The organism is Brevundimonas sp. SL161 (assembly GCF_049896985.1).
GTDB lineage: Bacteria > Pseudomonadota > Alphaproteobacteria > Caulobacterales > Caulobacteraceae > Brevundimonas.
Genome location: NZ_JAFCVJ010000005.1, coordinates 92,582 through 119,060, shown reverse-complemented (window position 1 = coordinate 119,060; position 26,479 = coordinate 92,582). Strand labels below are relative to the sequence as shown.

Sequence of the window (26,479 nt, the reverse complement as noted above, 5' to 3'; positions counted from 1 at the left end):
TCTTGGCGGCGTCGTTGATCTGCTCCCCGGAAACTGGATCACTGGACGTTAGAGTTTTCTGCTGAGATTTCCCTGGCTGGGAAGGAGCGGAATACGATGAAGGCATCAGCATTTTCGGACGCCCAGAAGGCGTTCATTTTGAAGCAGGGCGCCGACGGCGTGCCGGTGGCGGAGATCTGCCGGCGGGCCGGAATCAGTCAGGCGACGTACTTCAATTGGAAGAAGAAGTACGACGGCCTGCTGCCGACGGAGATGAAGCGGCTGAAGCAGCTTGAGGACGAGAACGGGCGGCTGAGGAAGTTGGTGGCGGACCTGTCGCTGGACCGGGAGATGCTTCAGGACGTGATCCGCCGAAAGCACTGGGTCCTGGTCGCAAGCGCGAGCTGGTGAACGGGTGTCGGGGTTATTGGGGCGTGTCGATTCGGCGGGCGTGCCGGGTGCTGGAGATGGACACGTCGAGCTATCACTACCGATCCCGTCGCCCCGACCAAGCCGGCCTCGAAGCCCGGATAAAGGCGATCTGCGAGACGCGCGTGCGCTACGGCTATCGCCGGGTGGCCACACTCGAAGCTGGGATGGCTGACGCCCGAGGCCTACGCCAAGGCGCTCACCGGACACATCGGCCGGCCTGCTGCGCTGGTTGATGGCTGCGCAGACCGGCCTCTTGCCAACCCCACCAACACCAGTTCAGATCACCAAAGGACTCTCGTTATGGCTGGATGAGAAACGGGGCCACGTCACGGTTAATACTGGAGTCTCAGGCCAAGTTCCACCCTCCGCACTCGAAGACGCTAGCCCCTTGTATTTGAAACGGTTCCCCCGCGTCAGTTAGCGCAAGGTTTTTGTCCTGCAGACTGAAACACGCCTTCGCAAAGGTCTGCGCGCTGGATAACCTTGGGAAGATTACCGGTGAGAAGCGGGTGAGCGCAGCGATCAACCCGACGACGCGTCGTTTACCCTGTGATTGCCGCTAAACCGGGTCGGCTGAGCTTGAGTTGTCTCGAGAGATTTCACCCAGGCCCGAAATCGGGGTGTCCGGTAACGTTCGAGCTTTTCAAGCGCCGCAATGGCGTCGCTGACCTCCTCCAACCGGCGGCGGCTATCCAGGGTCTCAAGATCGTCGGGATGGACAGTGAGCAGGAGTCCGAGGCAACCGAGTGCTTGGTGCGCGTGTTCCTCAACTTCCAAAAACGCGGCTTCGCAGTCCTGCAAATCCACTCCTGGCGTCCGCTGACGCGCCCGGGACAATCCGTGTTTGAGTGCGTTTTCTGCGGACGCCTGTTTTCCCTGGAGCGACTTTGGACCCGTGCTGAGACGCGCATTTCCCTGATTGGCGCAGACACGCCGCTCAGACATCGCGGTCGGTGTTAGCCGGGGTCACCAGCTCTTCGGAGCGAGACGCATCGGCCGTCAAGGCCAGGTTGGCGCGTCGCACCTGAACATGCCGGAGGTCCATCAACGATCGGATCGCTCGCGAGGCTTCAAAGGTACGAACCGACCGATCACGCCGGCGCTCTGTCCGGTCGATCAATGTGTCGAGCTTGGTCAGGTCGTCGATGGCTATGGAGTAGGCTTGAGCCACAATGTTTTCCAAGACCAGACCTATCGCCGCGAGCTTAGCACTGAGTTCCTTATGTTCGCCGTCTAGACCGAAAGCCCAATGATTAACGATCCTGCTGAGCTTGTGCGGGTCCCCGAGATGATCAGCTTTCGTTATAGTAGGCTTCAACTTGTCGATCAGATAGTCACTCAGCGCCAATCTGATCACCACGATCTTGGATTTCTCCAGTTGGTTGAGCTCGCGCGTCTGATTGATCAGCGTTATGGCCAACATAGACTCGAGGCCTGGGTCAGGATCCATCTCGCGCATAAAGTAGGCTTGCGCCGCTCGAGCTTGCTCAGCGCTTTCTCCGACGAGCCGACGGGTCGGGAACGGATAGCAATGTTCAGGCGCGGGTGCCGCTGAGGAACCAGGCGTCAAGACCTCTGCTACTGCTCTCGTGTCAGCGACGGGTCCCTGCGACGCTGAGCTATCCGGCCGCGATCTCGGCCGCGCGTCAGGCAATGGCTGTTCAGACATAATCACGCTACTCCACACACACTCGATACACCTCAGAGGGGGTGGCCGATTCGCCCCACCAGGGCAATCGGCCACCCTCCAGTTTCACAACCCCTCTCGGCCGCCATCGACTGCGATCACCCGCGACCGCCTGCCTCTTTTCATGACCACCTGAGCGCCTGGAACGTAGACCTGCGGCGTCTGCTCATAGTCGATGTGCCAGCCCTTCCAGAGCAGTCGGCGGTACTCGCGCACGGCCGGGTGCTGCTCAAGCGCTTTCTCGCTCGCTGACGCTCGTCGTCTTGATTCGACTCCTCCGAAGCCCGTGTTCGGACCATCCTGTCGCTTAAGCAGTTCTGCGATCATGCGGAACGTCTGCCCGATAGACACACGACCCAACCGCCAGATGAACGCGTAGGCCTGGCGATCGCGGTTCACACTCATCCAAGCGACCCCAGGTCATCGCTGGTCGGTAGTGGCGGCCCCGGAAGATGTGAAATCATCGGCGCATGCCGCAGGCGAACAAACTCTTCATGGTCCAGCCTGTCGCGCAGCCAGGGAACCACGACCCCGTGACTATCAACGCCGTGGAAAATCCATGTAACGTCTCCAATTTTCTGAGTCGCGACGATGATATCGCCGCCTTCGAATACTCGTGCACCGGGCCTGATTGTTCGCCGGCATCGAACGAAGACACATTGATCTCCGATTCTCATCCTTGATTCTCCTTTTGAACGCTTCAATACGAAGCAAGAGAATGCTTAAACCAGCTGTCGTCGTGGTCAATAGGTTGATTTAATTGAATAAAATAAATCTCTCGGTTTGGTCGAAGACGCTCTCCAAGCCGCGAAACGCACAATCGATCCGGCGCGCTGGGCCCAAACACCTCCGGGGCACCCACACATGTCGGCGGCCTAACGCCACCCGCGCAAAGTCGGGTGTGGACGCGGCGGGACGTCAGGTTCGCCCTGTGGGCTGCTGGCCGGCTATCGCCAGTGCCGGCGATGGAGATGGAGATGGTGGCCCGGCTACCTGGTTAATGGCTCCCCGGGGAGCCCGAGGGGCTCGGTTCTCGAGTTCAAGGCCGATCATTTGCGGCCGGGGGCTGGGGCTGGGGCTGGGGCTGGGGCTGGGGCTGGGGCTGGGGCTGGGGCTGGGAGAAGCTTCGGCGACGAGCCAAGGCAACGGAGAGGACACAGGGCCGCGCAGCCAAGTGGGCAACCTGTTACGGCGTGGTGGTGTTCGTGCCGCTGTCACGCAGTCGCGCATTCACCCGGAGCCGTCACAGTTGCAACTGGTTGCAACATCCGATGCCAGCCTAGGGCGGGCCTCTTTTTTGCAAAACGAACCCATCGTCAGTGGGGCGACTGGTCTGAGGCGCAAAGCGCGATGCCTCCCAATCAGCAGTGCGTCATATCAGGGCGCATAGGCAGACCGACGGGCGGCTGACCGGCCTCATGTCCTCATGTCCTCTTGTCCTGATGTCCTGATGTCCTGATGTCCCCGTGTCCACATCCTGCGTGCCTGAATGCCCCATGCTCACCTGACCCCCCACCCATAGAAACCCACGCTCCCGCCCTCCTGCCTCCCCGCATTCAAGGGGTGGCGCGCAGGTCGAGGTGGAACTCAACGAGCAGATCCAGGGATCTCCGCCTGCAAACCACGCATGGACCATCCTGTAGCTGGCCAATCAGGGGCGGATGACACGCCAGCCCCTATGCGGCACAAGCCACCGATGCTCGCCGACTCACAGACACCCCCGCCCGGCCTCGACGCCGCGCGGCAGGCTCTGGAGCGTGTCTGGGGTCACGCCGACTTCCGGGGGCTGCAGGCCCGGGTCGTCACCGAGATCATGGCCGGCCGGGACGTGCTCGCCGTCCTCCCGACCGGCGGCGGCAAGAGCGTCTGCTACCAGATCCCGGCCATCCTGCGCCCCGGCCTCGGCCTCGTCATCTCTCCCCTGATCGCCCTGATGACCGATCAGGTCGAGGCGTTGAAGCAGCAGGGCGTGGCCGCGGCCCGCCTCGATTCCGGCCTGTCCCTGAATGAGCGCACCGCCGTCCTGCGCGCGGCGCAGTCCGGTGAACTGGACCTGCTCTATGTCTCGCCCGAAGGCCTGGCCTCCGGCGCCCTGACCGACCGGCTGCGTGACCTGCCCCTGTCGCTGATCGCCATCGACGAGGCCCACTGCGTCTCACAGTGGGGGCACGACTTCCGCCCCGACTACCGCACCCTCGGCCGTCTGTCGGAGCTGTTCCCCGGCGTGCCCCGGATCGCCGTCACCGCCACCGCCGACGCCCGCACCCGCGACGACATCCTGGCCTCGCTCCGCCTCGAGCACGCCGCTGTCTTCGTCGACAGTTTCGCCCGCCCGAACCTGCAGCTCTCGGCCATTCGCAAGGAGAGCGCCTCGCGCGCCAGGACCGACGCCCACGTCATCGAACTGGTTCAGGCCCGACGCGGCCAGTCGGGCGTCGTCTATTGCGGCAGCCGCGACGGCTGCGAACGCGTCGCTGACGCCCTGAAATCCGCCGGGACCAACGCCATCGCCTATCACGCCGGAATGCCGGGCGCAGAGCGCGACAAGCGGCTCGAAAGGTTCCTGGCTGAAGACGGCGCCGTCATGGTCGCGACCATCGCCTTCGGCATGGGGGTCGACAAGGCCGACGTCCGCTTCGTCATCCACGCCGATCCGCCGGGCAGCCTCGAGGCCTACTGGCAGGAGATCGGCCGCGCCGGACGCGACGGCGAACCGGCCGAGGGCATCACCCTCTACGGGCCCTCCGACATCGCCTGGACCCTGAAACGTCTCGACAGCCGCCCGATGGCCGAGGAGGTCAAACAGGTCCAGACGCGGAAAGCTCGCCAGCTGTTCGCCATGCTGGACGGCGCGACCTGCCGGCCCCAGGCCGTGCGGCGCTATTTCGGAGAAACCGACGCCGGCGCGTGCGGCGTCTGCGACGTGTGTTCCGACCCGCCCGCCCTCTATGACGCCACCGTCCCGGCTCAGAAGGCGCTCGCCGCCGTCCAGCGCCTCGGCGGCCGCTTCGGCAAGGGAAGGATCGTCGACCACCTGCTGGGCAAGACGAAAGACGTCCAGCCGTGGGAGAGCGACCTCTCCACCTGGGGCATCGGCAAGGAGATCTCGTTGGGCGGCTGGCGCGACATCGTCGACCACCTGATGTTCGAAGGCCTGCTGCTCGAGGATCCCAACGACGGCAAGCCGCTGGTCGGCCTCGGCGACGCCGAACGTGTCCGCGCCGTCTATCGCGGCGAGATCGCCGTCGAGGTCCGCCGCACCCCGCCGGGTTCCGACACCGGTCGATCCGCCAGCCCGAGGAACCGCACCCGCAACGACCGCAACGCCGCGGTCGAGGCGCTCGACGCCGACGTCCGCGCCCGTTTCGAGACCCTGCGCGCCTGGCGCCGCGACCGCGCCGCCGAACAGCACGTCCCGCCCTATGTCATCTTCCAGGACAAGACCCTGCTGGAGATCGCCCAGCGCGAGCCCGGCTCGCTCGACGCGCTCGCCGCCATCTCCGGCGTCGGCCAGACCAAGATCGACCGCTACGGCAAGGGCGTCCTGGCCGCGCTGACGGGCGCGGATTAATCCAGCGCGCAGATGTCCGGCAGGCCGCGCAGGGCGCCGGCGTGGTCCAGGCCGTAGCCGACCAGGAACCGGTTCGGCGCCTCCCAGCCGACGAAGTCCGGCTCGGGTGCACGGGGCTTCGGCCAGGGCTTGCGGGCGAAGACGCAGGTTACGACCTCGGCGGCCCCCGCCTCCCTCGCATGCCGCACGGCCTCGGCCAGCGACAGGCCGGTATCGAACACGTCGTCGAGGATCAGCACCTTGCGATCCGTCAACGACCGCTGGAACGGCGCATGCACGTCGATCCGGCCCCGGCTCGACTTTTCGTCTCCGTAGGACGCCAGCCACAGGGCGTCGAAGCGGACATTCCGTCCGATCCGCGACAGGGCCCGCGTCAGATCGGCGGCGAACCACAGGCCGCCGGTCAGCAGCACCGCAGCCACGGTCTCGTCGTCGATGACCGGGGCGATCTGTTCGGCCAGATCGGCGACGATCCGACCGATCTCGGCTTCGGAAAGGAGGACGGTGGGCGTCGGGGGAGCTTCAGCCATGCGAGGCGGATACCGCCTCGGCCCCATGACTGTCGATAGCATCGTGCGCCGGATCGGCCGGGACCGGGGCCGCGTCGATCGGCTCGGCCTGCATCGTCGGCGCCTCCTCGATCATGGCGGGACGCAGGCCGTGGTCGTCGGGCGTCGGCAAGGGCCGGGCGCGGGCGGCGGGCGCGGCCTCCGTATGCGCGGCCGGTCCGGCTCCCGCCCTGGCGAAATCGACGCCGACATCGACGCCATGCGCGCCGGGGTCGCGGATCAGGGCGGCGAAGCCCTCGACCCCGCCCGGAAGGACGGGGGCCCCGTCCAGCTCGATCAGGGCGTACCCGACCTCGGCCCCATAGGCGTCGAGCAGGGCGACCCGGACCGGCGGCGCGACGATCTCGCGATCCCTGACGTTCCGAAGGGCGCCGGACACCATCACCATGTCCGGCCGTTCGGCCACGGCCTTGGCGGTCAGGGCCTCGAACTCGAGCCCGGTCGGGTTCACCGGCGTCCCGACCATGGCGTAGGCGGCCGCGGCGCGGGGATACAGTTCCACCACCTCGACCCGGAACAGCCAGCCGGCGCCGATCAGGCCGACGAACAGGCTGGCCAGACCGGCCCAGACCGCGCCGTGGGTCGCGGCACGGCGCAGCCGACGCTGCTGATCGGCCCGGGCACGGAAGGCCTTGGGCAGTTCGGGCGCGGGAATCTCGGGCGAGACCGGCGGCGCGTCCTTGAAACTCCTGGGCTCCTGAGCGAGGATCGGTTCGCTGGCCTCCGTCAGCTCCAGCGGTTCGTCGCTCGGCATGCCGTGCCAGACATGGGCGCAGGACTGGCAGCGCACCTTGCGGCCGCCGGGCGGAATGGCGCCGTCGGGGGCAAAATAGCTGGTGGCGCAGGACGGGCAGGTCAGTATCATGGTCGCTGACTGCGAGGCCGCTCGCCGGCCCCCTCCTGTCGGAACGCAATGCGGTCCGGTCCTAACGAAAACAATCGATGCCTCAGTCGCCCCGTCGCGCCGCCGAATCCGCGCCTTCGCCCGAAACCGTCCGCCTGTCGGCGGTCGGTTTCGGCTATGCCGAATCGCCCGGCGTGCTGCGGGACGTTAACCTCATCCTGCCGCGTGGCTCTTTCCACTTCCTTACCGGGGCGTCAGGAGCGGGAAAGTCTTCGCTGCTGCGTCTTCTGACCCTCGCCGACCGGCCCGCGGAAGGCCGCATTGCCCTGTTCGGAGAAGACGTCACAGGGATCACCGCCCGCGACCGACCCGCCTGGCGTCGGCGCATGGGGGTCGTGTTCCAGGACTTCCGTCTGCTGGATCACCTCAGCGTCTTCGACAACGCCGCCCTGTCGCTGCGGGTGCGTGGCGGCAAACGCAGAGACTACGCCGCCGACGTCGAGGAGATGCTGGCCTGGGTCGGGCTGGGCGATCGCGCCGACGCCCTGCCGACCGCCCTGTCCGGCGGCGAGAAACAGCGCCTCGCCATCGCCCGCGCCGTCATGGCCAAACCGGACCTGATCCTGGCCGACGAACCGACCGGCAGCGTCGACCCGGCCATGGCCGATCGGCTGCTGAAACTGTTCCAGGCGCTCAATACCCTGGGCGCCACCGTCCTGATCGCCAGCCATGACGAAGATCTGGCCAGGCGGTCGGGCGCGCGCCGGTTGCAGTTGCGCGACGGCCGCATCTCGGGGGTCGCGACGTGATCCGCTGGTCCACCCTGTTCGGCTCCGGCCCGCGAGCCCGACCGGTCCGGCCCGAGAGCGGTCTCCTGCCGCGCGACGCGGCCGGGGAGCGCTGGCTGGCCGCGGTCATCGCCGTCCTCTGCTTCCTCGCCTGCCTCGCCGCCGTCGGTGCGGTCGCCGCGGACCGGGCGGCGCACGGATGGGCCCGTGAACTGCGGGCCGAAGCCACGGTCCAGGTCCGTCCGCGTGTCGGTGAGAGCGGCGCCACCGCAGCCGCCCGGGCCGCCGAGACCCTGGCCGGCGTCAACGGCGTGGCCGAGGCCGCCGCCATGGACCGCGCGACCGCCGAGGCCCTGCTGCGTCCGTGGATGGGCGAGGCCGTGCTGGCCGACCTGCCCCTGCCCTTTCTGGTCACCGTCCGCCTGGACCGCAGCGCGCCCGCCAGCGCCCTGACCCTGGGCCGCGCCCTGGCCGAGGCGGGGCTGGACGCCACCGTCGACGACCACAGCCTGTGGCGCGGCGAGGTCGAACGGTCGGCGACCCTGATCACCGTCCTGGCGCTCGCCGCCTTCCTGACCACGGCCTTCGCGGCGGGGGCGGCAATCATCTACGCCGTCCGCGCCGGCATCCAGGCGCGCCGATCGGTGATCGAGACCCTGAGCCTCTCCGGCGCCACCGACGCCGCCATCGCCTGGTTGTTCCAGCGCCGCTACGCCCTGCTGGCCCTGGTCGCCGGCGCGGCGGGAACGGCGACAGCCATCGCCCTGCTCGCCCTCCTGCGGGCGCTCGGCGGATCCAAAGGCCTGACCCCCGCCCTGCCCGTCGCCTGGGCCGATATCCTGATGCTCTCGCCTTGCCCGCTGGTCGCCGCTACGGTGGCGCTTGTCGCGGCGCGACTTGGCGCCGGACGGGCGATGGCGAGACTTGGCGCGTCCCAGGTCGGCGGCTAGAGATTAAGCATGAAGTTTCTGGCGCTTGTCGGGATCGTGGCCCTGATCTGGCTGGTGGGGCTTTTCGCCTTCGCCGACCGGGTGCGCGGCTTCACGCCCGCACCGGAGCCCGCGCGCGCCGACGGCATCGTCGCCCTGACCGGCCCTTCCGCCGAGCGGGTCAACGCCGCCATCCGCCTGCTGGAACAGGACAAAGGCGAGCGGGTCCTGATCTCAGGCGTCAACCGCGAGGTCCGCCGCAAGGAACTGCGTGAACTGACGCCGGGGTCCAACCGCCTGTTCAACTGCTGCGTCGACCTGGGCTTCGAGGCCGAGACCACGAATGGCAACGCCCAGGAGATCGCCGCCTGGGCCCGCGCCAGGGGTTATGACAGCCTGATCGTGGTCACCTCGGACTATCATATGCCCCGTTCCATTCTGGAACTGCGTAGCGCAGCGCCGGATCTGGAGCTGACGCCCTACGCCGTCTCGACGCCGTCGCTGGACAACTCGCGCTGGTGGCGGGCGGCCGTCACGGCGAGACGGATGACGCTGGAATACGTCAAATACCTCGCCGTCCTCGGTCGGGAGACCTTGCACAAGGTCACCGGCCACGACGAGCGGCCGACGGCCGAGAAGGAAGCGGCGCCCGCGTGAAGAGCCTCCGCACATTCCTGTTCGTTGTCTGGTTCTACCTGTCGATGGCCGCCGTCGCCGTAGGCCTGTCGCCAGCTCTGCTGATGGGTCACCGCCAGGCGATGGGCGTGGTCCATATCTGGGCCCGGACGGCTCTTTGGGGTTACCGCTGGATTGCGGGCGTGAAGGTTCAGACCCTGGGCCGTGAGCATCTGCCGACCGGCGGCGCCCTTGTCGCGTCCAAGCATCAGGGGCTGCTGGATTTCGTCGCCCTGATCGCGGTCCTGCCGGACCCCTGTTTCGTGCTGAAGAAGGAACTGACGCACATGCCCTTCCTCGGCTGGTTCGGCGTGAAGACCAGAATGATCGCCGTGGATCGCGACGGCCACGCCAAGGCGCTGAAGGACATGGTGCGTCAGGCCCGCGAGCGGATCGCCGAGGGCCGTCAGGTCATCATCTTTCCCGAAGGCACCCGAGCCGAAGTGGGCGCCGTGCCCGAGTACAAGCCCGGGATCGCCGCCCTCTACCGCGATCTGGAGGTCTCCTGCATTCCGGTCGCGACAGACTCCGGCGTCTGGTGGCCGGCGGAAGGGTCCATTCCGCAGGGCGTGGCCACCTTCGAATTCCTCGAGCCCATCCCCGCCGGACTGAAGCGCGCGCCCTTCATGGCGGAACTGGAGGGGCGAATCGAGTCGGCCTCGAAAGCCCTGCTGTCCCAAAGCGCGGTGGCGCCCCGCCTCTAGCCGCAAGGTCGATCAGCTCGCTGCGAACTCGCTCAGGGCGTCGATGACGGCGCGGTTCTGGTCTTCCGTGCCGACGGTGATGCGCAGGCCGTCGTGGATGCCGTAGCCCCCGACCGGGCGAACGATGATGCCCCTGGAGTTCAGGTAGTCGCTGGCGGCCGCCGCGTTGCGCTTCTCGTCCTTGAAAAGGATCAGGACGAAGTTGCCGGCGCTCGGCAGGACCTCGAAACCGAAGCCGCGGATGGCCTGGGTCAGGCGCGGGCGCCAGGTCTGGACCATCTCGCGCGACGCTTTCTGGTGCGCCTCGTCGCCAAGGGCGGCGGTCGCCGCCTCGATGCCGGGGATGGACACGTTGAACGGCAGGCGGATGCGGTCCACCGCCTCGGCCACGCCAATCGGCGCGTAGCCGAAGCCGACGCGCAGTCCGCCGAGGCCGTGGATCTTGGAGAAAGTGCGGGTGACGACCACGTTGGCCGCCTCGCGGGCCAGCGGGAAGGCGGTCTCCCAGTCGGCCTCCGTGACGAACTCGGCATAGGCCTCGTCAATGACCAGCACGATGTGTGGCGGCAGGGCCTCGTGCAGGCGGCGGATTTCCTCGCCCGAATTGTAGCTGCCGGTCGGGTTCGAGGGGTTGGAGACGTAGACGATCCTGGTCCGTTCATCGACCTCGGCCAGCAGCGCGTCGACCTCGGCCTTGTAGCCCGGTTCCGGCGCCAGCTTGACCTGGGCCTCGCAGCCAAGGGCGCTGATCCGGTAGGCGAGGAAGCCGTACTGGCCGGTGACGATATTGTCGCCCGGCGTCAGATAGGCCTGGTTCAGCAGGGCGAAGACCTCGTCAGACCCGTTGCCGAAGATCAGCCGCTCGGGCTCCAGACCGTGGTGTTCGGCGACCGCCGTGCGCAGCTTGGTGGCGCGGCCGTCGGGGTAGATGTGGATGTTCTTGATCGCGGCCTCATAGGCTTCGCGCGCCTTCGACCCTGCGCCCAGGGCGTTCTCGTTCGACGACAGCTTGATCGGCTCGGCGATGCCGACGATCGACGACTTGCCGCCGACATAGGGGGCGATGTCGAGGATGCCCGGCTTGGGCGCGGGCGCGTTGATCTCGGTCATGAGGCGGTCTTTCGGAACTCGGGGAGACGTCAGAACAGAGGAGCTGAGCCGATTATGCCGGACAGCGAACCGGGCGCATGGTGCAGCCGCCCGTCTTCGGCCTGCACATAGCCCGCCAACATGAACAGCTTCAAGCCGCTGACGGAGGCAAGCGGTTTGCCGACGAAGCCGCAAGCGGCCAGCGCCTCGATGATTCGTCCGTCGGACAGGGCGGAATCGGTCACCCAGAAGGTGCGGTCCGCGCCGGTCGGGCCGGTTGGCGCGGCGGCGATCATGAGCGTCGAAGGGAGGCCGTGGCGGTCGTCAGGCAGGGCGGCGATGACCCGCAACCCTGGCCGGGCCAGCAGCTTGCCCCACCAGGGATGGCCGGTCGCGAGGTCGATCAGGGCGCGGGCGCCGGACGCGGCCCGGGCCAGGGCGGCCTCGGGGTCGGCGACCGCCTGGGCCGACAGTCCGAACCGGTCGGCGGCCAGCAGTTGGGCGGCGGCGCCGGCGACGACCATGGCCGGACCGGTGCGGGTCTCGATCCGCCCCCAGAGGGCGCGTAGCATGGCGGCTTGATGAGGATCGTAGGCCTCGGCCAGCAGGGCGCGCAGCGCGAGGGTGGATGCATCGGGCGAGGGGTCGGGCCCGGCAGCCAGCCGGTCGGTCAGGGCCTCGATCAGGGCCTGATCGAGCACCAGCCGGTCGGCATCGACCTTGGGCTCCTCCAGCAGGGCTCCGTGCTTTCTCGCCATCAGAACAGCTTGGGCGCCGGGACGATGGCGAAGGGTCCGAGGAAGGTGCGGCCGTCGCGGAAGGTCAGCTCCAGCGCCATGTCGTCGTCGCCCCGCACGGCGGTGGCCGCGGCGGCCCCGGCCGCGCCCACGCGATTGACAGAGTCAGATCCCGAACGCGCCAGCCCGGCGATGGCGGCCATCGGCTTGACCGCCTGGAGTGAGACCACGCCCTGCAGACGGCCGTCGGCATTGGCGGACAGGACCTCGCTGGACAGGGTGGCGCGGCTCTCGCCCGCCGACAGTTCGCCACGCACGGCGGTGAAGCGTCCACCCGCACGGGTCCAGGCGGCGAAGACCCCGGCCGCATCCGCGCCCTGGAGGCGGTCGGCGTCTTCGATGACCGTCTCGATCTGCGCGGTCAGCTTGCCGTTGCGGGCCATGCCCTCGACCGGGCCGCCGGGGCGACCCTCCGCGTCGATCAGGCGGAACAGGACGTCAATACTGGTGTCGACGCCGGGGGAACCGGCGGGCGCCAGATGTGGCCGCAGATAGAGTTCGGCCTTCTCCGCGCGGGAGATGGGGAAGACCTCGGCCCCCTCATGCGAGGTGAATTCCGGCTTCGCCAACTCGATGGCGACATTGGGCCAGCGCTGGGTCAGGCCGTGGACGCTGGCGCGGATGAACTGGCCACGTACGGCGACCTTGCCCTTGCCCGGGCGGGTCAGGACCAGGCCTTCGCCGACGACGAGCACCCATTTGTCGGGATTCCACGCGTTGGCCTCGGCGGCCAATTCAGGCGCGGCGACGGCCAGGCCCGACGGCGCGGTGATGGAGACGTTCCCGGCGCCCAGCCGGACGCGGAACGGCCAGCCCGAGGTTCCCAGCGCAGTATAGGTCACATCCCATCCGCCGGCGCGCATCGCCTCGACCCGCTGGTCCAGCTGGTTGCGGACCTGACCGGCCAGGACGAACCACCAGATGGACCAAGCGATCAGCACGATCAGGAACAGGCCGATCGGCGCGAACAGACCGGAGCGTTTGTGGCGGATCGGCGGAGCGTCGGTCATCGTGGCCTTTGGCGAGCAAACGGGAAATGAAGTCCGAATAGTCCAGGAGGTCGGGACAACCGGACTCCCCGAAACGGAGTCTGGATAGTCTGTAGAGTCCGGAACGTCTGCCTGAGCAATAGGCGTTAAGACGGGCGGATATGGGGCTGGAACAATTCGGCGGCAAGCTGCCGCGCCGCTCACAGAACGGCATCGTCATCGTCATCGTGGTGCGGCCGTTCTGATCCGATCAGCGAAGGCAGACCGCCATGGAGACCCAGTCGCTGCATCAGCGTCGACGGATCGATTCTATCCAGGCGGTCATCCGCGACCGTCGTGGGCCGCACGAGCGGTCGGCGAAGCGTGGGGTGGTGACGTTCGAGCTGTGACCGCTTCCTGCTCCCGCAACCGGAGAAGGCAGGCTAGACCCGCTCCGACACCTTGATCGCCACCCGGCATCCCGCCTTGATCACGGCGCTGAGCAACCGATACCCCGGTGCCTCCCGGCTGCCATGCGCAACCGCGTGGTCGTGGTGTTCCAGCTCCTCGTCGCGGAATTTCGTCAGCTCCGCCGCCAGTTCCGGCTCGCGGTCCGCCAGCTCGGCGATCTGATCGGCGTAGTGTTGCTCGATCACGCTCTCCACCGCCTCGGTGCAGGCATGCGCCGCCTTCTCGCCCATCAGGGCTGTTACAGCCCCCAGCCCGGTCGCCGCCAGGGACCATAGCGGCAGTATGGCCGTCGGCCGCACGCCGTGTCGTGTCAACAAGGCATCGAAGCGCGCCTTGTGCACCGCTTCGCCGGCCTGCATCTCGACCATGTCGGCAGTAATCGTCGCCTTGCCGCGCACGCCCCCGAAGATCCGCGCTTGCGCCTCGTAGATCTTCACGGCCCCAAACTCCCCGGCGTGATCGACGCGCAGGATCTGGGCCATCCGAGCGCGCATCGCTCCCCGCCCCGGACGGGGCAAAGGCGTGCGGCGGGGTTCAGTTGCGAGGGGCTCTGGCATCCTTGGGTCTCTTGGCGGCGAGCAGGCTGATCCCTGCAAGCGCAGCGGAGATCAGGGCATTCCATCCTGCCATGGACAGGCCGAGGAAGCTCCACGTCACCGCGTCGCACAGGGCGATCCGAACGGCCGGACCGGTGCCCAGCGCCAGCGAGGTCAGGCCTTCCAGGTCCGCGCCCGCGCCGCCGCCGGCGCAAAGCGCCGGCAGGTCCCACCACTTCAGCTCACCCCCGGCATGAAAGCCGGCGGTGATCGCGCCGGTGGCAAAGACGGCGAACAGCAGGAAGGCGGCGATGCGCGGCGTGCCCCGGCGCGACTGACTGATGAGGGCCCAGAGCGTGGCCACGAGTGAGATGGCCACCGCGCCCCAGAACACCTCGCGCTGTTTGAGGCAGAGGTTGCAGGGGCTGAGGCCGGCGAACCGCTCGAACGCATGGGCTGCGCCTAGCATCGCCAGCGAAATCGCCAGGGCGAAGGCGGTCCACCAACGGGTCAGGAGACGATAGGCGCTTCTCATGATTTCGTTCTTAGACCGACCCTGAGCGTCCGTCGATCCAATCCTCCCCATCGGGGGAGGTGGCGCAGCGCGCCTTCGCGACGTGACGGAGGGGGCTAACGCCACACTCGGCGACTGGAGTCGGCCTCCTCCACCACTGCATGGTCCCCCTCCCCCGATGGGGAAGGATCACAGAAGCTTCAGCGCAAGGAATCCGCCGACCAGCAAGACAAGGGCGATCACGAACGACAGGACCAGCCGCTTCTCGACGATCGCCAGCATGGACGGTCCCCAGGTCTTGAGAATCCAGGCCTCGAGGAAGAACCGGCCCGATCGCGTGATCGCCACGGCCAGGATGAACAGACCCAGATGGAAATGGGCCATGCCGGCGGCGATGGTCACCAGCTTGAACGGGATCGGCGTCAGCCCCTTGCCGAGGATGACGAGGAAGCCGTTCGACGCGAACCATGACTGATAGACGCTCATGTCCATGCCGTGGCCGAAGAACTCGAGCAGCCGCACGGCCACCGGCTCCAGGAAGACGCCGATCGCATAGCCCAGCAGCCCGCCCAGCAGCGATGCGATCGAACAGACCGCCGCATAGCGATAGGCCCGATCCGGCCGCGACAGGATCATCGGCGCCAGCATCACGTCCGGCGGGATGGGGAAGAACGACGCCTCGGCGAAGGACACCATCGCCATGGTCTTCTCGGCATAGGGCTTGCGCGCCTGTTCGAAGACCCAGTCGTAGAGTTTGCGCAGCATGAGCGTCCCCGGAGATCGTCTCCAGCCCTAGCAACGAACGGGATCGCCGGTCCATCCGCCTCGGCGCCGCAGCGTCGGTCTTTCCATCGTGATCATACCCGACTTGGCTTGTCGTCCCGGCACCACTAGGTTCCGCGCCAATCGACCGGCCCCGCCCTCAAAAAGCATGCTCCGGTCCCGCAACATTGCAGGAGACGCCCCATGGACGACCTGACCGCACGCACGGCTGACGCCACCATTCCCGCCTACGAGAACCCGCTGGGCGTCGACGGCTTTGAATTCGTCGAGTTCACCGGCCCCGATCCCCAGGCCATGATCAAACAGATCGAGGTGATGGGCTTCGTCCAGACGCATGTGAATCCGAAGAATGGCGTCGTGCGCATGAAGCAGGGCGACATCACCTTCCTCGTCCATACGAGGCCCGATGGTCACGCCGGCGAATTCGCGCGCGACCACGGCCCCTCGGCCAACGGCATGGCCTTCCGGGTCAACGATGCCAAGAAGGCCTATGACGAGGCCGTGGCGCGCGGCGCCCATCCGGCCGACATGCATGGCGGCGGGGCGCTGGGCGAGGGCGCCTATGCGCTGCGCGGCATCGGCGGGAGCCTGCTCTACATCATCGACGCCTATGGCGAGACCGGCTCCCTCTACGACAGCTGGGACGAGATCGAGGGCTGGGAGGAGGCCGAGCGCAAGAACAACGTCGGCCTGCACCTGCTGGATCACCTGACCCACAATGTGAAGCGCGGCCAGATGCGGACGTGGTCCGGCTTCTACGGCGACATCTTCGCCTTCGAGGAGCAGAAATATTTCGACATCAAGGGCAAGGCGACGGGCCTCTTCTCCCAGGCGATGATCGCGCCCGACCGCGCGATCCGCATCCCCCTGAACGAGAGCCAGGACGACAACTCGCAGATCGAGGAATACCTGCGTCGCTATAACGGCGAGGGCATCCAGCACATCGCCCTGGCCACCGACGACATCTTCGCCACCGTGGAAACCATGCGTGAGCGCGGCGTGGTGTTCCAGGACACGATCGAGACCTATTTCGAACTGATCGATAAACGCCTGCCCAACCACGGTCATGACGTCGAACGCATGCGCAAGAACCGCATCCTGATCGACGGCTCGGACGAGGAGGGCCTGTTGCTCCAGATCTTCACCCAGGACACCTTCGGGCCGATCTTCTTCGAGATCATCCAGCGCAAGGGCAACGAGGGCTTCGGCAACGGCAATTTCCAGGCCCTGTTCGATTCCATCGAGCTGGACCAGATCCGTCGCGGGGTCATCAAGGTCGACGCCAATTAAGATCGCGCCTCCCTCCTGGCTGCCGTTCCTCGGCCCGCTCGTCGCGGCCGTGGTCGGCGGCCTGATCGGACAGTGGCTCCAGATGGGCTTCTGGCCCGTCCTGGCCGGCGCCCTGATCGGCGGCTTCGCTCCGATCCTGGCCTATCGCGTCTGGAAATGGTCGCATCACAAGCGTGAGCCCTGACTGGTGTCTCCTCCCTGTCGCGAAGCGATGGGGAGGTGGCAGCGAGCCTCTATGCGAGCCGACGGAGGGGTTTTCGCCACCGTCCAGAACCTCTCGGTCTCTCCGCTTCGCTTCGAGCCACCTCCCCATTGCCTAAGGCGACAGGGAGGAGACAGATTGATATGGTGTGTCCCATGAAACTCCTGCCCGCCCTCATCGCCGCCTTGGCTCTCGCCTCTCCCGCCGCCGCGCAGGACCGCCCCCAGTGGTCCTTCGCCATCCATGGCGGAGCGGGCGTCATCGAGCGCGCGAACCTGTCGCCGGAACAGGACGCCGCCTATCGCGCCGCCCTCACGCGGGCGCTGGAGGCCGGGGCCGAGGTCCTTCGCAACGGCGGCGAGGCGCTCGACGCTGTCGAGGCCGCGATCCAGCTCATGGAGGACGATCCCCTGTTCAACGCCGGGCGCGGCGCGGTCTTCACCGCCGCCGGCCGCAACGAACTGGACGCCGCTGTGATGAACGGCTCGGACCTGACAGCCGGCGCCGTAGCGGGCCTGACCACCACCCGCCACCCGATCGCCGCCGCCCGCGCGGTCATGGAGCAGAGCCCCCACGTCATGCTGATCGGCTCGGGCGCCGATGCCTTCGCGGCCTCGCAGGGGTTGGAGCAGGTCGACCCGTCCTTCTTCTTCACCGAGCGCCGCTGGCAGGGGCTTCTGAAATTCTTGACTGACAACAACCTGCCGATCCCCGAACGGCCCGCCGGCGCCCCGCCCGCCGGCATGGCCTCGCTGGAGCCTGCCCCGCCCCTGAACGAGCGCAAGTTCGGCACCGTCGGCGCCGTCGCTCTCGACAGTCAGGGCCGCCTCGCGGCCGGCACATCGACCGGCGGCACGACCGGCAAGCGCTGGGGCCGGGTCGGCGACGTGCCGGTGATCGGGGCCGGCACCTACGCCTCCAACCGCGACGGCTGCGCGGTCTCGGCGACCGGCGACGGCGAATTCTACATCCGCGCCTCGGTGGCGCGCGACATCTGTTCCCGCATCGCCGACGGCGCGACCGGTCAGGTCGCAGCCCAGGCCGAGGTCGACGACGCCCTGTCGCTGGGCGGATCCGGCGGGGTCATCGTCATGGACGCGCAAGGCCGCCCGGCTTTCGCCATGACCACCACCGGCATGTACCGCGGCTCCATCCGCGCCGACGCCCCCGCCGCGGTCGCCATCTACGGCGACGAGCCGCGCCCGTGACCTCAGCCGTCGACCTCGTCGAAAAGTTCGCGGGCTTCTCCGACCACTGGCGGCCCCGGATCGCGGCCCAGCTGAACGGTCAGGACCTGCGGCTGGTCAAGGTCCAGGGCATCTTCCCCTGGCACACCCATGCCGAGGCCGAGGAGATGTTCCTGGTCTGGAAGGGCCGGTTCCGGGTCGAGTTCCGCGACCGCATCGTCACCCTCGATCCCGGTCAGTTCATCGTCGTGCCCAAGGGCGTCGAACACCGTACCGGCGCGGACGAGGAGGCGGAGGTCCTGATCTTCGAACCGTCCGAAGTCGTGAACACCGGCGACGCGCCCGTGTCCGGGTTCACCGCGCCCGGCGGAGTCATGGCCTGATGTCGGACGAACTGACGGTCATGGCGCAGGAGGAGCTCAACGCCGCCTGCGCCATGACCTGGCCCGAACTCAAGCGGATCACCCCCTGGGGCGACAGTTTCGAAGGCTTCGCCCCATCCGGCCGCACGGTCGAGATAGAGCGCCGCTACCTCTGGGCGCTGGATCCCGAGGGCGCGATCATTGTCGAGGTCGAGGTCCGCGACGCCGCCGCCGCCGCCCGCGAGGGCGTAGAAGCCCGCGCCATCCTGCACGCCCCCTGAGACGCTGAGCGGCGACACCCACAACCTTCACAGTCCGCCGTTAACCTTTTCCGTGGTCAGGCGTTCGCCCCTGCGCCATGATCGCACGGCGTTCGGCGATTGCGGGAAATGGGCATGTATCCATCGGATTTCGAAGCGGCCGAGGGCGTCTATTCCCGCGTGGACGAGCCCCTGTTCCTGGGCCTGTCGCCACTGCTGGCCCTGATCCTCTTTCTGCTCCTGCTGGCCGTCGCGGCGGGCATGTTCTTCCTCGGCCGGTGGCATCTGGAACAGTCGGGGGACCGGGATGCCGACAAGGCCCCGGCTGACATACACAAGGCCATCCTGAAGGCGTCCAACGCCGCCATGGGCGCCTCCAGCAACGACCTCAAGTCTCGTGCGGAAGCGCTGAAGGCCGTCATCCGCGAGCGCCTCGGCCCCGTGCTGGACCTGGCCGGCGGTATCGCTGGCCGGTTCGAAGCGCTCGAGAACGCACTGGCCGGCGAGGTCACGGCGGCCCCGGACGCCCATGGCGCGGGCCACAGCGCCGACCACGACGACAGAAACTCGCATGGCTGCACCTGCGCCACGCCCCGGAACTGCACCTGCAAGCCCGCGTCGGTGACGATCAATCAGGTCTACGTCGGCGGCCTGCCCGTCGCCGGGGCTGGAGGTTGCGGCGAGGCGGGCCATCATCATCCGGGCGGCGGCCACGACAATACGAATCACGGAAGCCACGTTGACGACGCCCATCCGGACGGGACCCGCCACATGACCGGGCCCGAACAGATCGATGCTCTCAGCCGGGCCGTGCGCAAATTCCACGATCACTGGTCCGACGGTACGGCGCGAATCCGCGAACTCCGTGAGGCGAGACGAGCGTTCTCCCGCTGATCTTGCGGCGCCTGATGGTTTGCAGGCGAGCCGAAAACGCCTAGCCTGAACTCATGAAACTCGCCTCGCTCAAGCACGGCCGTGACGGTCGCCTCGTGGTCGTCTCCTCGGACCTCGCCTGGTTCACCGACGCCTTCCTGATCGCGCCCAGCCTGCAGGCGGCGCTCGACGACTGGGAGCGTTGCGAGCCCAGGCTCCGCGCCCTGGCCGAGAGCCTCGATCACGAGGCCGTGCCGCGCGGACGCTTCCACGAACGCGACGCCGCCGCCCCCCTGCCCCGCGCCTATCAGTGGGCGGACGGTTCGGCCTATGTGAACCACGTCGAACTGGTGCGTAAGGCGCGCGGCGCCGAGATGCCCGCCAGCTTCTGGACCGACCCCCTGATGTACCAGGGCGGCTCCGACCACTTCATGGGCGCCCGCGACCCGATCCTGCTCGCCGACGAAAGCTGGGGCTGCGACCTGGAGGCCGAGATCGTCGTCGTCACCGGCGACGTGCCGCAGGGCGTGACGCCGGAGGAGGCGCGCGGCTGTATCCGCCTCGTCGGCCTCGTCAATGACGTCTCCCTGCGCAACCTGATCCCCGGCGAGCTCGGCAAGGGGTTCGGCTTCGTCCAGTCCAAGCCGGCCTCGACCCTGTCGCCCGTCTTCGTCACCCCCGCGGCCCTCGGCGATCGCTGGAAGGACGGCAAGCTGTCCGGCGCCCTGTCAGTCCAGTTGAACGGCAAGGACTTCGGCGCCGCCGACGCGGGCGTCGACATGACCTTCGACTTCGGCGTCCTGATCGCCCACCTCGCGAAAACCCGCAGCCTGGGCGCGGGCACGATCATCGGCTCGGGCACCGTGTCGAACAAGGGCGCCGACGGCGGCCCGGGCAAGCCGGTCGATCAGGGCGGCCAGGGCTATTCCTGCATCGCCGAGATCCGCACCGTCGAAACCATCACCGGCGGCGCGGCCGTGACCCCTTTCCTGAAGCACGGCGACACCGTTCGCATCGAGATGCTCGACGACGGGCGCCGCTCGATCTTCGGGGCCATCGAACAGGTCGTGCAACCCGTCTGACGCGATCCTTGACCGCTTCCCGGCACACGCTGAACGTGCTTATCTGACCTACACGGCGACGTGCCGTCACGGAGAGCCCGGCCATGACGCCGCAACAGTACGCACCGCTCATCACGCTCGTGATCATGGTGCCGCTTATCCTGCTCAGGAACCGCGCGCCTCGGACGCTGCGACCGAAATGGATGTGGGTCACCCCTGCGATCATCGTTCCCCTGATGGGTCTGGCCCTCTGGGGCACCAGTATGGAGCCGGGTGCTGATCACACGCCGTTTGACGTGACCGCCTGGGCCATGCTCGCCCTCGGCTTCCTCCTCGGCTGCGCGGCGGGCTGGTGGCGCGGCAAGATGACCACCATCCAGCGCCACCCCGACGGCACGCTGAAGGCCCAGGCCTCGCCTCTCGGCATCATCCTGATCATCGGCCTTTTCCTCGGCCGCAGCACCCTGCGGTCGGTGCTGGAACCCCACGCTGCCGCCTGGCATTTGAATGCGTTGGCCATCGCCGACGCCTTCCTGGTCTTCGTCGTCGGCATGATCGTGGTCCAGCGGATCGAGATGTTCATCCGCGCCCGTCGCGTCCTCGCCGGCGGAACCGACAGCCACGTCGCGGCCGCCCCTGCCGCCTGATCCGTTCCCCAGTCGAGAGTGAGCGTATGCGTCTAAAAGCCCTTGCCTCCCTGATCGCCCTCGCCGGCGCCGGGTCCGCCCTGGCCTAGGACGCGACCACCGACTGGGAAATGGTCCGCCGGCCGGACCAGAAGTCGGTAATGGCCTTCATGCCGATGGACTCCGGTCTGACCGTGGCCTTCCGGTGCGTCGACGGGGTCTATGGCGCGGTGATCGCCGGCCTGCCTGCGGCGTCCCGCGGCGCCCGGACCCGTGTGCCGCGGATCGGCATCGGCGACGACGAGCCCCACGAGACCATCTGGAACGTGACCACCGATCTCACGGTGGCCGTGGCCGACTATCCCGCCCCTCTGGCGCGGGAAGTCCGGGGGGGGGGGCGCGTCAGCATCCTCATCCCCAACGGCGCGGGCGACGGTCGCAACCTTCGCCACGATCTCGAGCTGCCTGCCTCTCCGACCGCCATCGATGAGACCCTGACCGCCTGTGACCGGCCTACGGTCGATCCGCGCGACGAACTTCTGCCCGAGATCGAGGAGGACGGCCTGCCGCGCGGCGTGACCTGGGCGCGCGAGCCTCGTCCGCGTTATCCCCGAACCAACTACGCCGAGGGCTCGGCCATACTGTCCTGCGTGGTCCAGCCCGACGGCGGGCTGGAACAATGCGTCGTCGAATCCGAGTTCCCGGTCGACGGCGCCTTCGGACGCGCCGCCCTCGCCGCGATCGACAACGCCCGCATCGTCAGCCCGGGCGAAACGCCGGGCCAGTACGCGCCCCGCATGATCGCCTTCCGCAACGTCTTTCGAATGCGATAGCCGGTGATCGGAACCTGCATGCCCAGAGCCGTCATCGCCGGCGCACTGGCGCTACTGCTCGCCGCCCCCGCCTCAACCCAGGACGGCGAGGACTGGGACTTCGGCCACGACGCCGATCGGGATCTGACCATCGCCGCCGTCACTTTCGACAGTTTCGGCGTCGCCGTCCGCTGTCTGGGCGAGACGCTGAGCGTGGTCGTCTCCGGTCTACCGACGCGCGAAGGGATCCAGACCTTCGACTACCAGATGGGCGAGCGAACCGACGACGACAGCCTCTGGGTCAGCGGCGGTCGAAATCAGTCCGCCTTCGCCCTATGGCCGGCCCACGTCGCGCGCGATCTTCGATCGCGGCGGCCGCTTCGCCCTCGGGGTTCCTGACGGCGAGCGGGTGCGACGGATCGCTGTCGACCTGCCAGCCTCGCCCTCGGCGATCGGACGCGTCTTCGAGGCCTGCGGTCGCGAAATGCCGGAGGACAGCACCGCTGCGCCCGACCGCGAGAACCTCGCCGGGCTCCAGTGGCGTGACAGGCCGACGCCGAGCTTCCCCGCGCGGACTGATTCCAAAACGGGCGTCACGGCCCTGATCTGCGGGGTCGCGAGCAGCGGGGCGCTCCGCCAGTGCCGCGTCGAGAGCGAGTTTCCGGAAGGCGGCGGCTTCGGCCGCGCGGCCGTGCTGGGCGCGCACCGGACCGGACGCGTCGAGATGAAGGACGGTGAGACGGGGGCGATGGAGGACCGCCGGGTCTCATTCTACGTCCGCTACGGCCTCGGCCTCGACCTGCCGCCCATCCCGAGCCGTCTGCGTTCCCGCTGACGCTCAGTTCGGCCGGATCACCTGGGCCGAGAACCGCTCCATCTCTTCCTCCTGCGGCGACATCTGCAGCAGCACGAGGTCCAGACCGGCGGCCTCGAACTCTTCCATCCGTCCACGGACGGTCTCAGGCGTCCCCACGAAGCCGGGGCGCAGACCCCGGTTGGAGACGCTGTATTCGCGGATCTTCAGCTCCCGCTCCAGCTCGGTCCCCGACAGCCACTGGTCGAAGTTGGCGAAGCCCGCCGGGGGCGTGCCGTCCGCCAGACCGGGAATGGTCGTGATCCGCTCCAGCTCGCGTTCGGCCTCGACCTGGGTGTCGCGCACGATGGCATAAGCGGCCATGCCGTACGACATCGGCGGCAGGCCGAAACTCTCGCGCCGTTCGCGCATGTCGGCGATCTTCGCCGCGATATGCTCGGGCTCGTCGCCGTGCATGACATAGGCGTCGCAGTGTTTCGCGATCAGCGTCTTGGCCGCCTCGGATTCCCCGCCGGCATAAATGACCGGGCGTGGCCGTTCGGGGGTGGAGGTCGGCTTCGGCTCCACGATCGCGTCCTGCAGCGTGTAGTATTTACCCTCGAAGTCGACGCGCTTCTCGGTCCACAGGCGCGACAGCACGGTCAGCCACTCCGCCGTCCGGCCATAGCGATCGTCGTGCTGGTCGAACTGCAGGCCGTAGCTCTCCGCCTCCTTGGCCCACCACGACGAGACGACGTTCAGGGCCAGACGTCCGTTCGAGATCCGGTCGATATTGGCCGCCTGTTTCGCGAACAGGGCCGGCTGGTGGAAGTTCGGACGCACCGCGACCATCAGCTCGATCGTCTCGGTCACCGCCGCCAGCGCCGCCGCCGTGGACCAGGCGTCCAGCGCCGGCGCCTCGATCCCCTTGATGTCGTTCAGGTTGAGCTCGGCGATCAGGGTCAGGTCATAGCCCAGGGCCTCGGACCGCTTGACCAGCCGCGACGCATTCTCCCACGACGCCTCCCGCTCATCGGCGACGTTGCGCAGCCAGCCGCCGAAGACGGGGGCCCAGTATCCATACCTCATGCGCGCTTCGCCTTTTCTTCCGCCACAATACCCTTGAGCCAGTCGACCAGATCGTCGTGCGGGTCGAAGCCCAGCACCTCGACCGGTCTGGCCACGAAGTTCGATAGTCCGTTGATGTCGTAAAACAGGACCGACCCGTCCCGGTCGTCGATCAGATATTCGACGCCCCCGATCTCCAGTTGGCCCGCGACGGCCAGCCGCTCGACCGCCTCGATGATCTCCGGCGGCGGCGTCGTCTTCGTCATGGTCAGGGTCGGCGCGCCCGGCCGCACCAGACAGGCGTCGGCGGGGCACAGATCAAAGGCGTCGCCCGGGCTCTCGATATCGATGGCGTAAAGATACTTGCCGTTCAGCGTCTCGACGCGGGTGATCTTGCCGTCCTGGCGCGGCGCATATTCCTGGATCAGGGAGATGCCGTTGACCCCTACCGGGCACCATTTTTCACCGGCCGCCTCGGCCAGCGCCTCAGGCGTCTCATAGCGGGTGATGCCGGCCCCGGCCCCGCCGATATCGGCCTTGACCAGCACCGGATAGCGCAGCCCCTCGGCCGCCCCCGGAATGTCCGCCTGCCGGTGCGCCACCCGCGTCGCCGGCCCCTTCAGGCCCAGACGGGCGATCAGGGACATCTGCCGCGCCTTGGAGGTGTCGATGTTCAGGGCCGAGGCGTTGACCACCCGCGTCCCCTGTCCCTGCCAGTGCTCGAACAGGCTCTGGGCGTAGAAGATCGGATGCTCCGGCTCGCGCAGGAAGGACGACATCGCCACCCTTGAGAACACCACCGTCGCCGGCGCCGGCGACCCGGCCGGATCGAAGGTGCTGTCGCCCAGCGGGACCTTCACATGGCTGACCCCGTGCCGGTTCAGGGCCGCGAACAGCGGCTCGAACCATTCGGGATGCTCATAGACGATGGCGAGGTCGGGGAGAGGCTCGGTCATGGCGGGGATGTGCGTTACACCATGATGGAACGCAAGGGGCGCAGCTGAGAATCTGGCTCAAGCAGCGAGCGACCGCGTCGCGAGCAGTAGCCCACAAAAAATGGCAGGGCTGCTGTAGCGCGAGGCCTTCCCTCGCTCTACAGCAACCCTGCGGGCCCCGGTGGTGGAACTGGTAGACGCGCCGGACTCAAAATCCGGTTCCGAAAGGAGTGCCGGTTCGACCCCGGCCCGGGGCACCACATTCTCAGCGCCAGCCGCGCCTTACCGGCCGCGCCGCCTCCTCCAGAGCCAGCAGAAACCCGTCCTGCCCGTCGTCGCCGGTCTGGGCCGCCAGCGCTGCGGCCTGCTGGACCAGATGGTCGATCTCCTCGCCACCGCTGCCAAGCGCGAGGCGGGCCAGGGCCACGGCTCGCGCCCGGATCAACGCCAGGGCCGCCGCCGGATGCCGTCCCTCCAGCCGCGACGCCCACAGCGGAACCTCATCGGCCGAGCCGCGCAGGTCGCCGGCCCGCGCCACGACCATCTCTCCCGCCTCGCGCAGCGCCGGCCAGGTCATCAGGAACCTCAGGCCCGCCGTCGCGTCAGGGTAGGCGGCGGCGTGGGCGAAGGCGCGGTCCAGGGCGACGACGTCCTCGAAGTCGGACAGTTTGGCGATCTCGGCCCGCAGCGGCGCCTCGGCCAGGGTCCGTTCGAACAGCATCCAGCGCGCATCGCTGGCGCCCTTCGCATCGCCCTCGGTTTCCAGCACGGCGATCTCGGCGGTCAGCCAGTTTTCCGGCGGAGGCGGCGGCGGTTCCGGTTCGCGCCGGCCCGAGCGTGACGCCTCGACCAACCTCGGCCGCGACGCCTCCAGCGCCGCCCGGGCCTCGACCGAACGCCCGGCCTCGGCCAGCCGTCGCGCGATCTCGGCGCCGATCTCCGGCTTGACCCGATCCTCCTCCGGCAGCGAGGAGACCCAGGCGTCCAGGTCGCCCGCCCGGTCCGCCAGCTTCCTCACCACCAGCGCCAGCCGCCCAGTGGGCCTGGGCCTCCCCTGGGTGATCCCGAGCAGCAACGCCCGCGCCAGGGGCCTGCTCAGCCCCGCCGCCCCGCGCCCGATCCAGCTTCCCCATTCCGACAGTCGCGTATTCAGCGCCTCGATCAGGATCGGCGCCGCCACCTCCGCCCCCGCCAGCGAGGCCGTCGCGGCCAGTTCCGTCGATGACCCGTCGAACAGCAGGGCCAGCTCGCCCTTTGGATCCTTCACCCGCGCGGCCAGCCCCGGATAGAGGTCGAACCAGGCCACCAGACGGTCCAGCCCCAGCCGCGCATCCATGGCCGCCAGCCTGTCCACAATGATCCGGCGGACGGTCGTCAGGTCGGCCAGCAACTCCGGCCGCTTCCGCCACGACACCCGGGTCCGGCTGCCCGCCAGGGTGTTCAGCCGCTTGTCGATCTCCAGCGCCAGATCGGCCGCCCCGACCTCGGCCGCCAGCTCCATGCGCAGCCGCCGCTTCCAGCCCGCGTCCTCGCCCGCCATCTCCATCAGCAGATCGGCCAGACGCGCGTCCCCGAGCGCCTTCAGGTTCGCCGCCGACAGGGTCTTCTTCGCCGTCGCCGGTCTCTTCGCCATGGATCGCCTTCCGTCAGGATCACACAGTGTGCCGAACGGGT

The 26,479-nt window shown here is 68.0% G+C and carries 29 protein-coding genes, 1 tRNA gene and 1 pseudogene; 17 read left to right on the top strand and 14 right to left on the bottom strand.

Annotation, left to right across the window (positions count from 1 at the left end):
* Window positions 1-96 precede the first annotated feature (96 nt).
* A pseudogene (locus tag ACP7AU_RS06265) lies at window positions 97-566 on the top strand (transposase); the annotation flags it as partial.
* 367 nt (window positions 567-933) lie between these two features.
* Here the strand turns inward: ACP7AU_RS06265 and ACP7AU_RS06260 are convergent.
* From ACP7AU_RS06260 to ACP7AU_RS06250, 3 genes are all read right to left on the bottom strand, one after another.
* Complete coding sequence (locus ACP7AU_RS06260) at window positions 934-1,218, bottom strand: hypothetical protein (RefSeq protein WP_426050859.1); 285 nt, start codon at window positions 1,216-1,218, stop codon at window positions 934-936.
* A gap of 130 nt (window positions 1,219-1,348) precedes the next feature.
* On the bottom strand, window positions 1,349-1,981 hold the full coding sequence (locus ACP7AU_RS06255) for a hypothetical protein (RefSeq protein ID WP_426050858.1): 633 nt from the start codon (window positions 1,979-1,981) through the stop codon (window positions 1,349-1,351).
* Window positions 1,982-2,164: 183 nt separating this feature from the next.
* Window positions 2,165-2,497 (bottom strand): hypothetical protein, encoded by a 333-nt coding sequence (locus ACP7AU_RS06250; RefSeq protein WP_426050857.1) that lies wholly within the window; start codon window positions 2,495-2,497, stop codon window positions 2,165-2,167.
* A 1,297-nt stretch (window positions 2,498-3,794) separates the two neighbouring features.
* On the opposite strand from ACP7AU_RS06250, the gene recQ reads away from it, so the two are divergent.
* Window positions 3,795-5,669, top strand: a complete 1,875-nt coding sequence (gene recQ / locus ACP7AU_RS06245; RefSeq protein ID WP_426050856.1) for a DNA helicase RecQ — start codon at window positions 3,795-3,797, stop codon at window positions 5,667-5,669.
* Here the strand turns inward: recQ and ACP7AU_RS06240 are convergent.
* Both ACP7AU_RS06240 and ACP7AU_RS06235 read right to left on the bottom strand, forming a co-directional pair.
* Entirely contained in the window at window positions 5,666-6,199 is a 534-nt protein-coding gene (locus tag ACP7AU_RS06240) for a phosphoribosyltransferase (RefSeq protein WP_426050855.1), read from the bottom strand. The genes recQ and ACP7AU_RS06240 overlap by 4 nt on opposite strands.
* Window positions 6,192-7,103: a zinc-ribbon domain-containing protein gene (locus ACP7AU_RS06235; protein WP_426050854.1), complete on the bottom strand. Its 912-nt coding sequence runs from the start codon at window positions 7,101-7,103 to the stop codon at window positions 6,192-6,194. Before ACP7AU_RS06235 ends, ACP7AU_RS06240 begins: the two co-directional genes overlap by 8 nt.
* 77 nt (window positions 7,104-7,180) lie before the next feature.
* On the opposite strand from ACP7AU_RS06235, the gene ACP7AU_RS06230 reads away from it, so the two are divergent.
* The 4 genes from ACP7AU_RS06230 to ACP7AU_RS06215 are packed head-to-tail and all read left to right on the top strand — an operon-like array spanning window position 7,181 to window position 10,178.
* A complete protein-coding gene (locus ACP7AU_RS06230; protein ID WP_426050853.1) occupies window positions 7,181-7,891 on the top strand; it encodes a cell division ATP-binding protein FtsE in 711 nt (236 codons plus the stop codon).
* Window positions 7,888-8,820 (top strand): cell division protein FtsX, encoded by a 933-nt coding sequence (locus ACP7AU_RS06225; protein WP_426038757.1) that lies wholly within the window; start codon window positions 7,888-7,890, stop codon window positions 8,818-8,820. The genes ACP7AU_RS06230 and ACP7AU_RS06225 overlap by 4 nt, the downstream gene beginning before the upstream one ends.
* Before the next feature lie 9 nt (window positions 8,821-8,829).
* Window positions 8,830-9,456 carry a YdcF family protein gene (locus ACP7AU_RS06220; RefSeq protein ID WP_426038758.1) on the top strand — a complete coding sequence of 209 codons (627 nt, stop codon included), beginning with the start codon at window positions 8,830-8,832 and terminating at the stop codon, window positions 9,454-9,456.
* Window positions 9,453-10,178: a lysophospholipid acyltransferase family protein gene (locus tag ACP7AU_RS06215; RefSeq protein WP_426038759.1), complete on the top strand. Its 726-nt coding sequence runs from the start codon at window positions 9,453-9,455 to the stop codon at window positions 10,176-10,178. Before ACP7AU_RS06220 ends, ACP7AU_RS06215 begins: the two co-directional genes overlap by 4 nt.
* A gap of 12 nt (window positions 10,179-10,190) precedes the next feature.
* On the opposite strand, the gene hisC is transcribed toward ACP7AU_RS06215, so the two are convergent.
* The 6 genes from hisC to ACP7AU_RS06185 all read right to left on the bottom strand — a co-directional run bounded on the left by hisC (window position 10,191) and on the right by ACP7AU_RS06185 (window position 15,318).
* Window positions 10,191-11,288 (bottom strand): histidinol-phosphate transaminase, encoded by a 1,098-nt coding sequence (hisC, locus tag ACP7AU_RS06210; RefSeq protein WP_426050852.1) that lies wholly within the window; start codon window positions 11,286-11,288, stop codon window positions 10,191-10,193.
* 29 nt (window positions 11,289-11,317) lie between these two features.
* Window positions 11,318-12,025: a hypothetical protein gene (locus ACP7AU_RS06205; RefSeq protein WP_426050851.1), complete on the bottom strand. Its 708-nt coding sequence runs from the start codon at window positions 12,023-12,025 to the stop codon at window positions 11,318-11,320.
* Window positions 12,025-13,074 carry a DUF2125 domain-containing protein gene (locus tag ACP7AU_RS06200; RefSeq protein ID WP_426050850.1) on the bottom strand — a complete coding sequence of 350 codons (1,050 nt, stop codon included), beginning with the start codon at window positions 13,072-13,074 and terminating at the stop codon, window positions 12,025-12,027. Before ACP7AU_RS06200 ends, ACP7AU_RS06205 begins: the two co-directional genes overlap by 1 nt.
* 401 nt (window positions 13,075-13,475) lie before the next feature.
* The gene (locus ACP7AU_RS06195) at window positions 13,476-14,060 is read right to left on the bottom strand and encodes a demethoxyubiquinone hydroxylase family protein (RefSeq protein ID WP_426050849.1); all 585 of its coding nucleotides are present in this window, start codon (window positions 14,058-14,060) and stop codon (window positions 13,476-13,478) included.
* Window positions 14,038-14,574: a disulfide bond formation protein B gene (locus ACP7AU_RS06190; protein ID WP_426038764.1), complete on the bottom strand. Its 537-nt coding sequence runs from the start codon at window positions 14,572-14,574 to the stop codon at window positions 14,038-14,040. Before ACP7AU_RS06190 ends, ACP7AU_RS06195 begins: the two co-directional genes overlap by 23 nt.
* Window positions 14,575-14,742: 168 nt before the next feature.
* Complete coding sequence (locus ACP7AU_RS06185) at window positions 14,743-15,318, bottom strand: YqaA family protein (protein WP_426050848.1); 576 nt, start codon at window positions 15,316-15,318, stop codon at window positions 14,743-14,745.
* A gap of 201 nt (window positions 15,319-15,519) precedes the next feature.
* Here ACP7AU_RS06185 and hppD point away from each other — a divergent pair, with 201 nt between their 5' ends.
* The 10 genes from hppD (at window position 15,520) to ACP7AU_RS06135 (ending at window position 22,844) form a co-directional block, all read left to right on the top strand.
* Complete coding sequence (gene hppD, locus ACP7AU_RS06180) at window positions 15,520-16,626, top strand: 4-hydroxyphenylpyruvate dioxygenase (protein ID WP_426038766.1); 1,107 nt, start codon at window positions 15,520-15,522, stop codon at window positions 16,624-16,626.
* Between the two features lie 357 nt (window positions 16,627-16,983).
* Window positions 16,984-18,036, top strand: a complete 1,053-nt coding sequence (locus ACP7AU_RS06175) for an isoaspartyl peptidase/L-asparaginase family protein (RefSeq protein WP_426038767.1) — start codon at window positions 16,984-16,986, stop codon at window positions 18,034-18,036.
* On the top strand, window positions 18,033-18,398 hold the full coding sequence (locus ACP7AU_RS06170; RefSeq protein ID WP_426038768.1) for a cupin domain-containing protein: 366 nt from the start codon (window positions 18,033-18,035) through the stop codon (window positions 18,396-18,398). The genes ACP7AU_RS06175 and ACP7AU_RS06170 overlap by 4 nt, the downstream gene beginning before the upstream one ends.
* The gene (locus ACP7AU_RS06165) at window positions 18,398-18,658 is read left to right on the top strand and encodes a hypothetical protein (RefSeq protein ID WP_426038769.1); all 261 of its coding nucleotides are present in this window, start codon (window positions 18,398-18,400) and stop codon (window positions 18,656-18,658) included. The genes ACP7AU_RS06170 and ACP7AU_RS06165 overlap by 1 nt, the downstream gene beginning before the upstream one ends.
* 114 nt (window positions 18,659-18,772) lie before the next feature.
* Complete coding sequence (locus tag ACP7AU_RS06160) at window positions 18,773-19,531, top strand: hypothetical protein (protein ID WP_426038770.1); 759 nt, start codon at window positions 18,773-18,775, stop codon at window positions 19,529-19,531.
* Between the two features lie 53 nt (window positions 19,532-19,584).
* Window positions 19,585-20,592 carry a fumarylacetoacetate hydrolase family protein gene (locus tag ACP7AU_RS06155; RefSeq protein WP_426038771.1) on the top strand — a complete coding sequence of 336 codons (1,008 nt, stop codon included), beginning with the start codon at window positions 19,585-19,587 and terminating at the stop codon, window positions 20,590-20,592.
* Window positions 20,593-20,675: 83 nt separating this feature from the next.
* Window positions 20,676-21,218, top strand: a complete 543-nt coding sequence (locus tag ACP7AU_RS06150; protein WP_426050847.1) for a CcdC protein domain-containing protein — start codon at window positions 20,676-20,678, stop codon at window positions 21,216-21,218.
* Between the two features lie 110 nt (window positions 21,219-21,328).
* The gene (locus tag ACP7AU_RS06145; protein ID WP_426050846.1) at window positions 21,329-22,030 is read left to right on the top strand and encodes a hypothetical protein; all 702 of its coding nucleotides are present in this window, start codon (window positions 21,329-21,331) and stop codon (window positions 22,028-22,030) included.
* Window positions 22,031-22,048: 18 nt separating this feature from the next.
* Window positions 22,049-22,408: a hypothetical protein gene (locus tag ACP7AU_RS06140; protein WP_426050845.1), complete on the top strand. Its 360-nt coding sequence runs from the start codon at window positions 22,049-22,051 to the stop codon at window positions 22,406-22,408.
* 10 nt (window positions 22,409-22,418) lie between these two features.
* Window positions 22,419-22,844, top strand: coding sequence for a hypothetical protein (locus ACP7AU_RS06135; protein ID WP_426050844.1), 426 nt, complete (start codon window positions 22,419-22,421; stop codon window positions 22,842-22,844).
* A 3-nt stretch (window positions 22,845-22,847) separates the two neighbouring features.
* Here ACP7AU_RS06135 and ACP7AU_RS06130 read toward each other — a convergent pair whose 3' ends face one another.
* Together ACP7AU_RS06130 and ACP7AU_RS06125 are read right to left on the bottom strand one after the other, a co-directional pair.
* On the bottom strand, window positions 22,848-23,891 hold the full coding sequence (locus tag ACP7AU_RS06130; protein ID WP_426050843.1) for an LLM class flavin-dependent oxidoreductase: 1,044 nt from the start codon (window positions 23,889-23,891) through the stop codon (window positions 22,848-22,850).
* Complete coding sequence (locus tag ACP7AU_RS06125) at window positions 23,888-24,826, bottom strand: ATP-grasp domain-containing protein (protein WP_426050842.1); 939 nt, start codon at window positions 24,824-24,826, stop codon at window positions 23,888-23,890. The genes ACP7AU_RS06130 and ACP7AU_RS06125 overlap by 4 nt, the downstream gene beginning before the upstream one ends.
* Before the next feature lie 154 nt (window positions 24,827-24,980).
* On the opposite strand from ACP7AU_RS06125, the gene ACP7AU_RS06120 reads away from it, so the two are divergent.
* Window positions 24,981-25,065, top strand: a tRNA-Leu gene (locus tag ACP7AU_RS06120).
* A gap of 5 nt (window positions 25,066-25,070) precedes the next feature.
* Here ACP7AU_RS06120 and ACP7AU_RS06115 read toward each other — a convergent pair.
* Window positions 25,071-26,438: a DUF6880 family protein gene (locus tag ACP7AU_RS06115; protein WP_426050841.1), complete on the bottom strand. Its 1,368-nt coding sequence runs from the start codon at window positions 26,436-26,438 to the stop codon at window positions 25,071-25,073.
* Window positions 26,439-26,479: the final 41 nt, after the last annotated feature.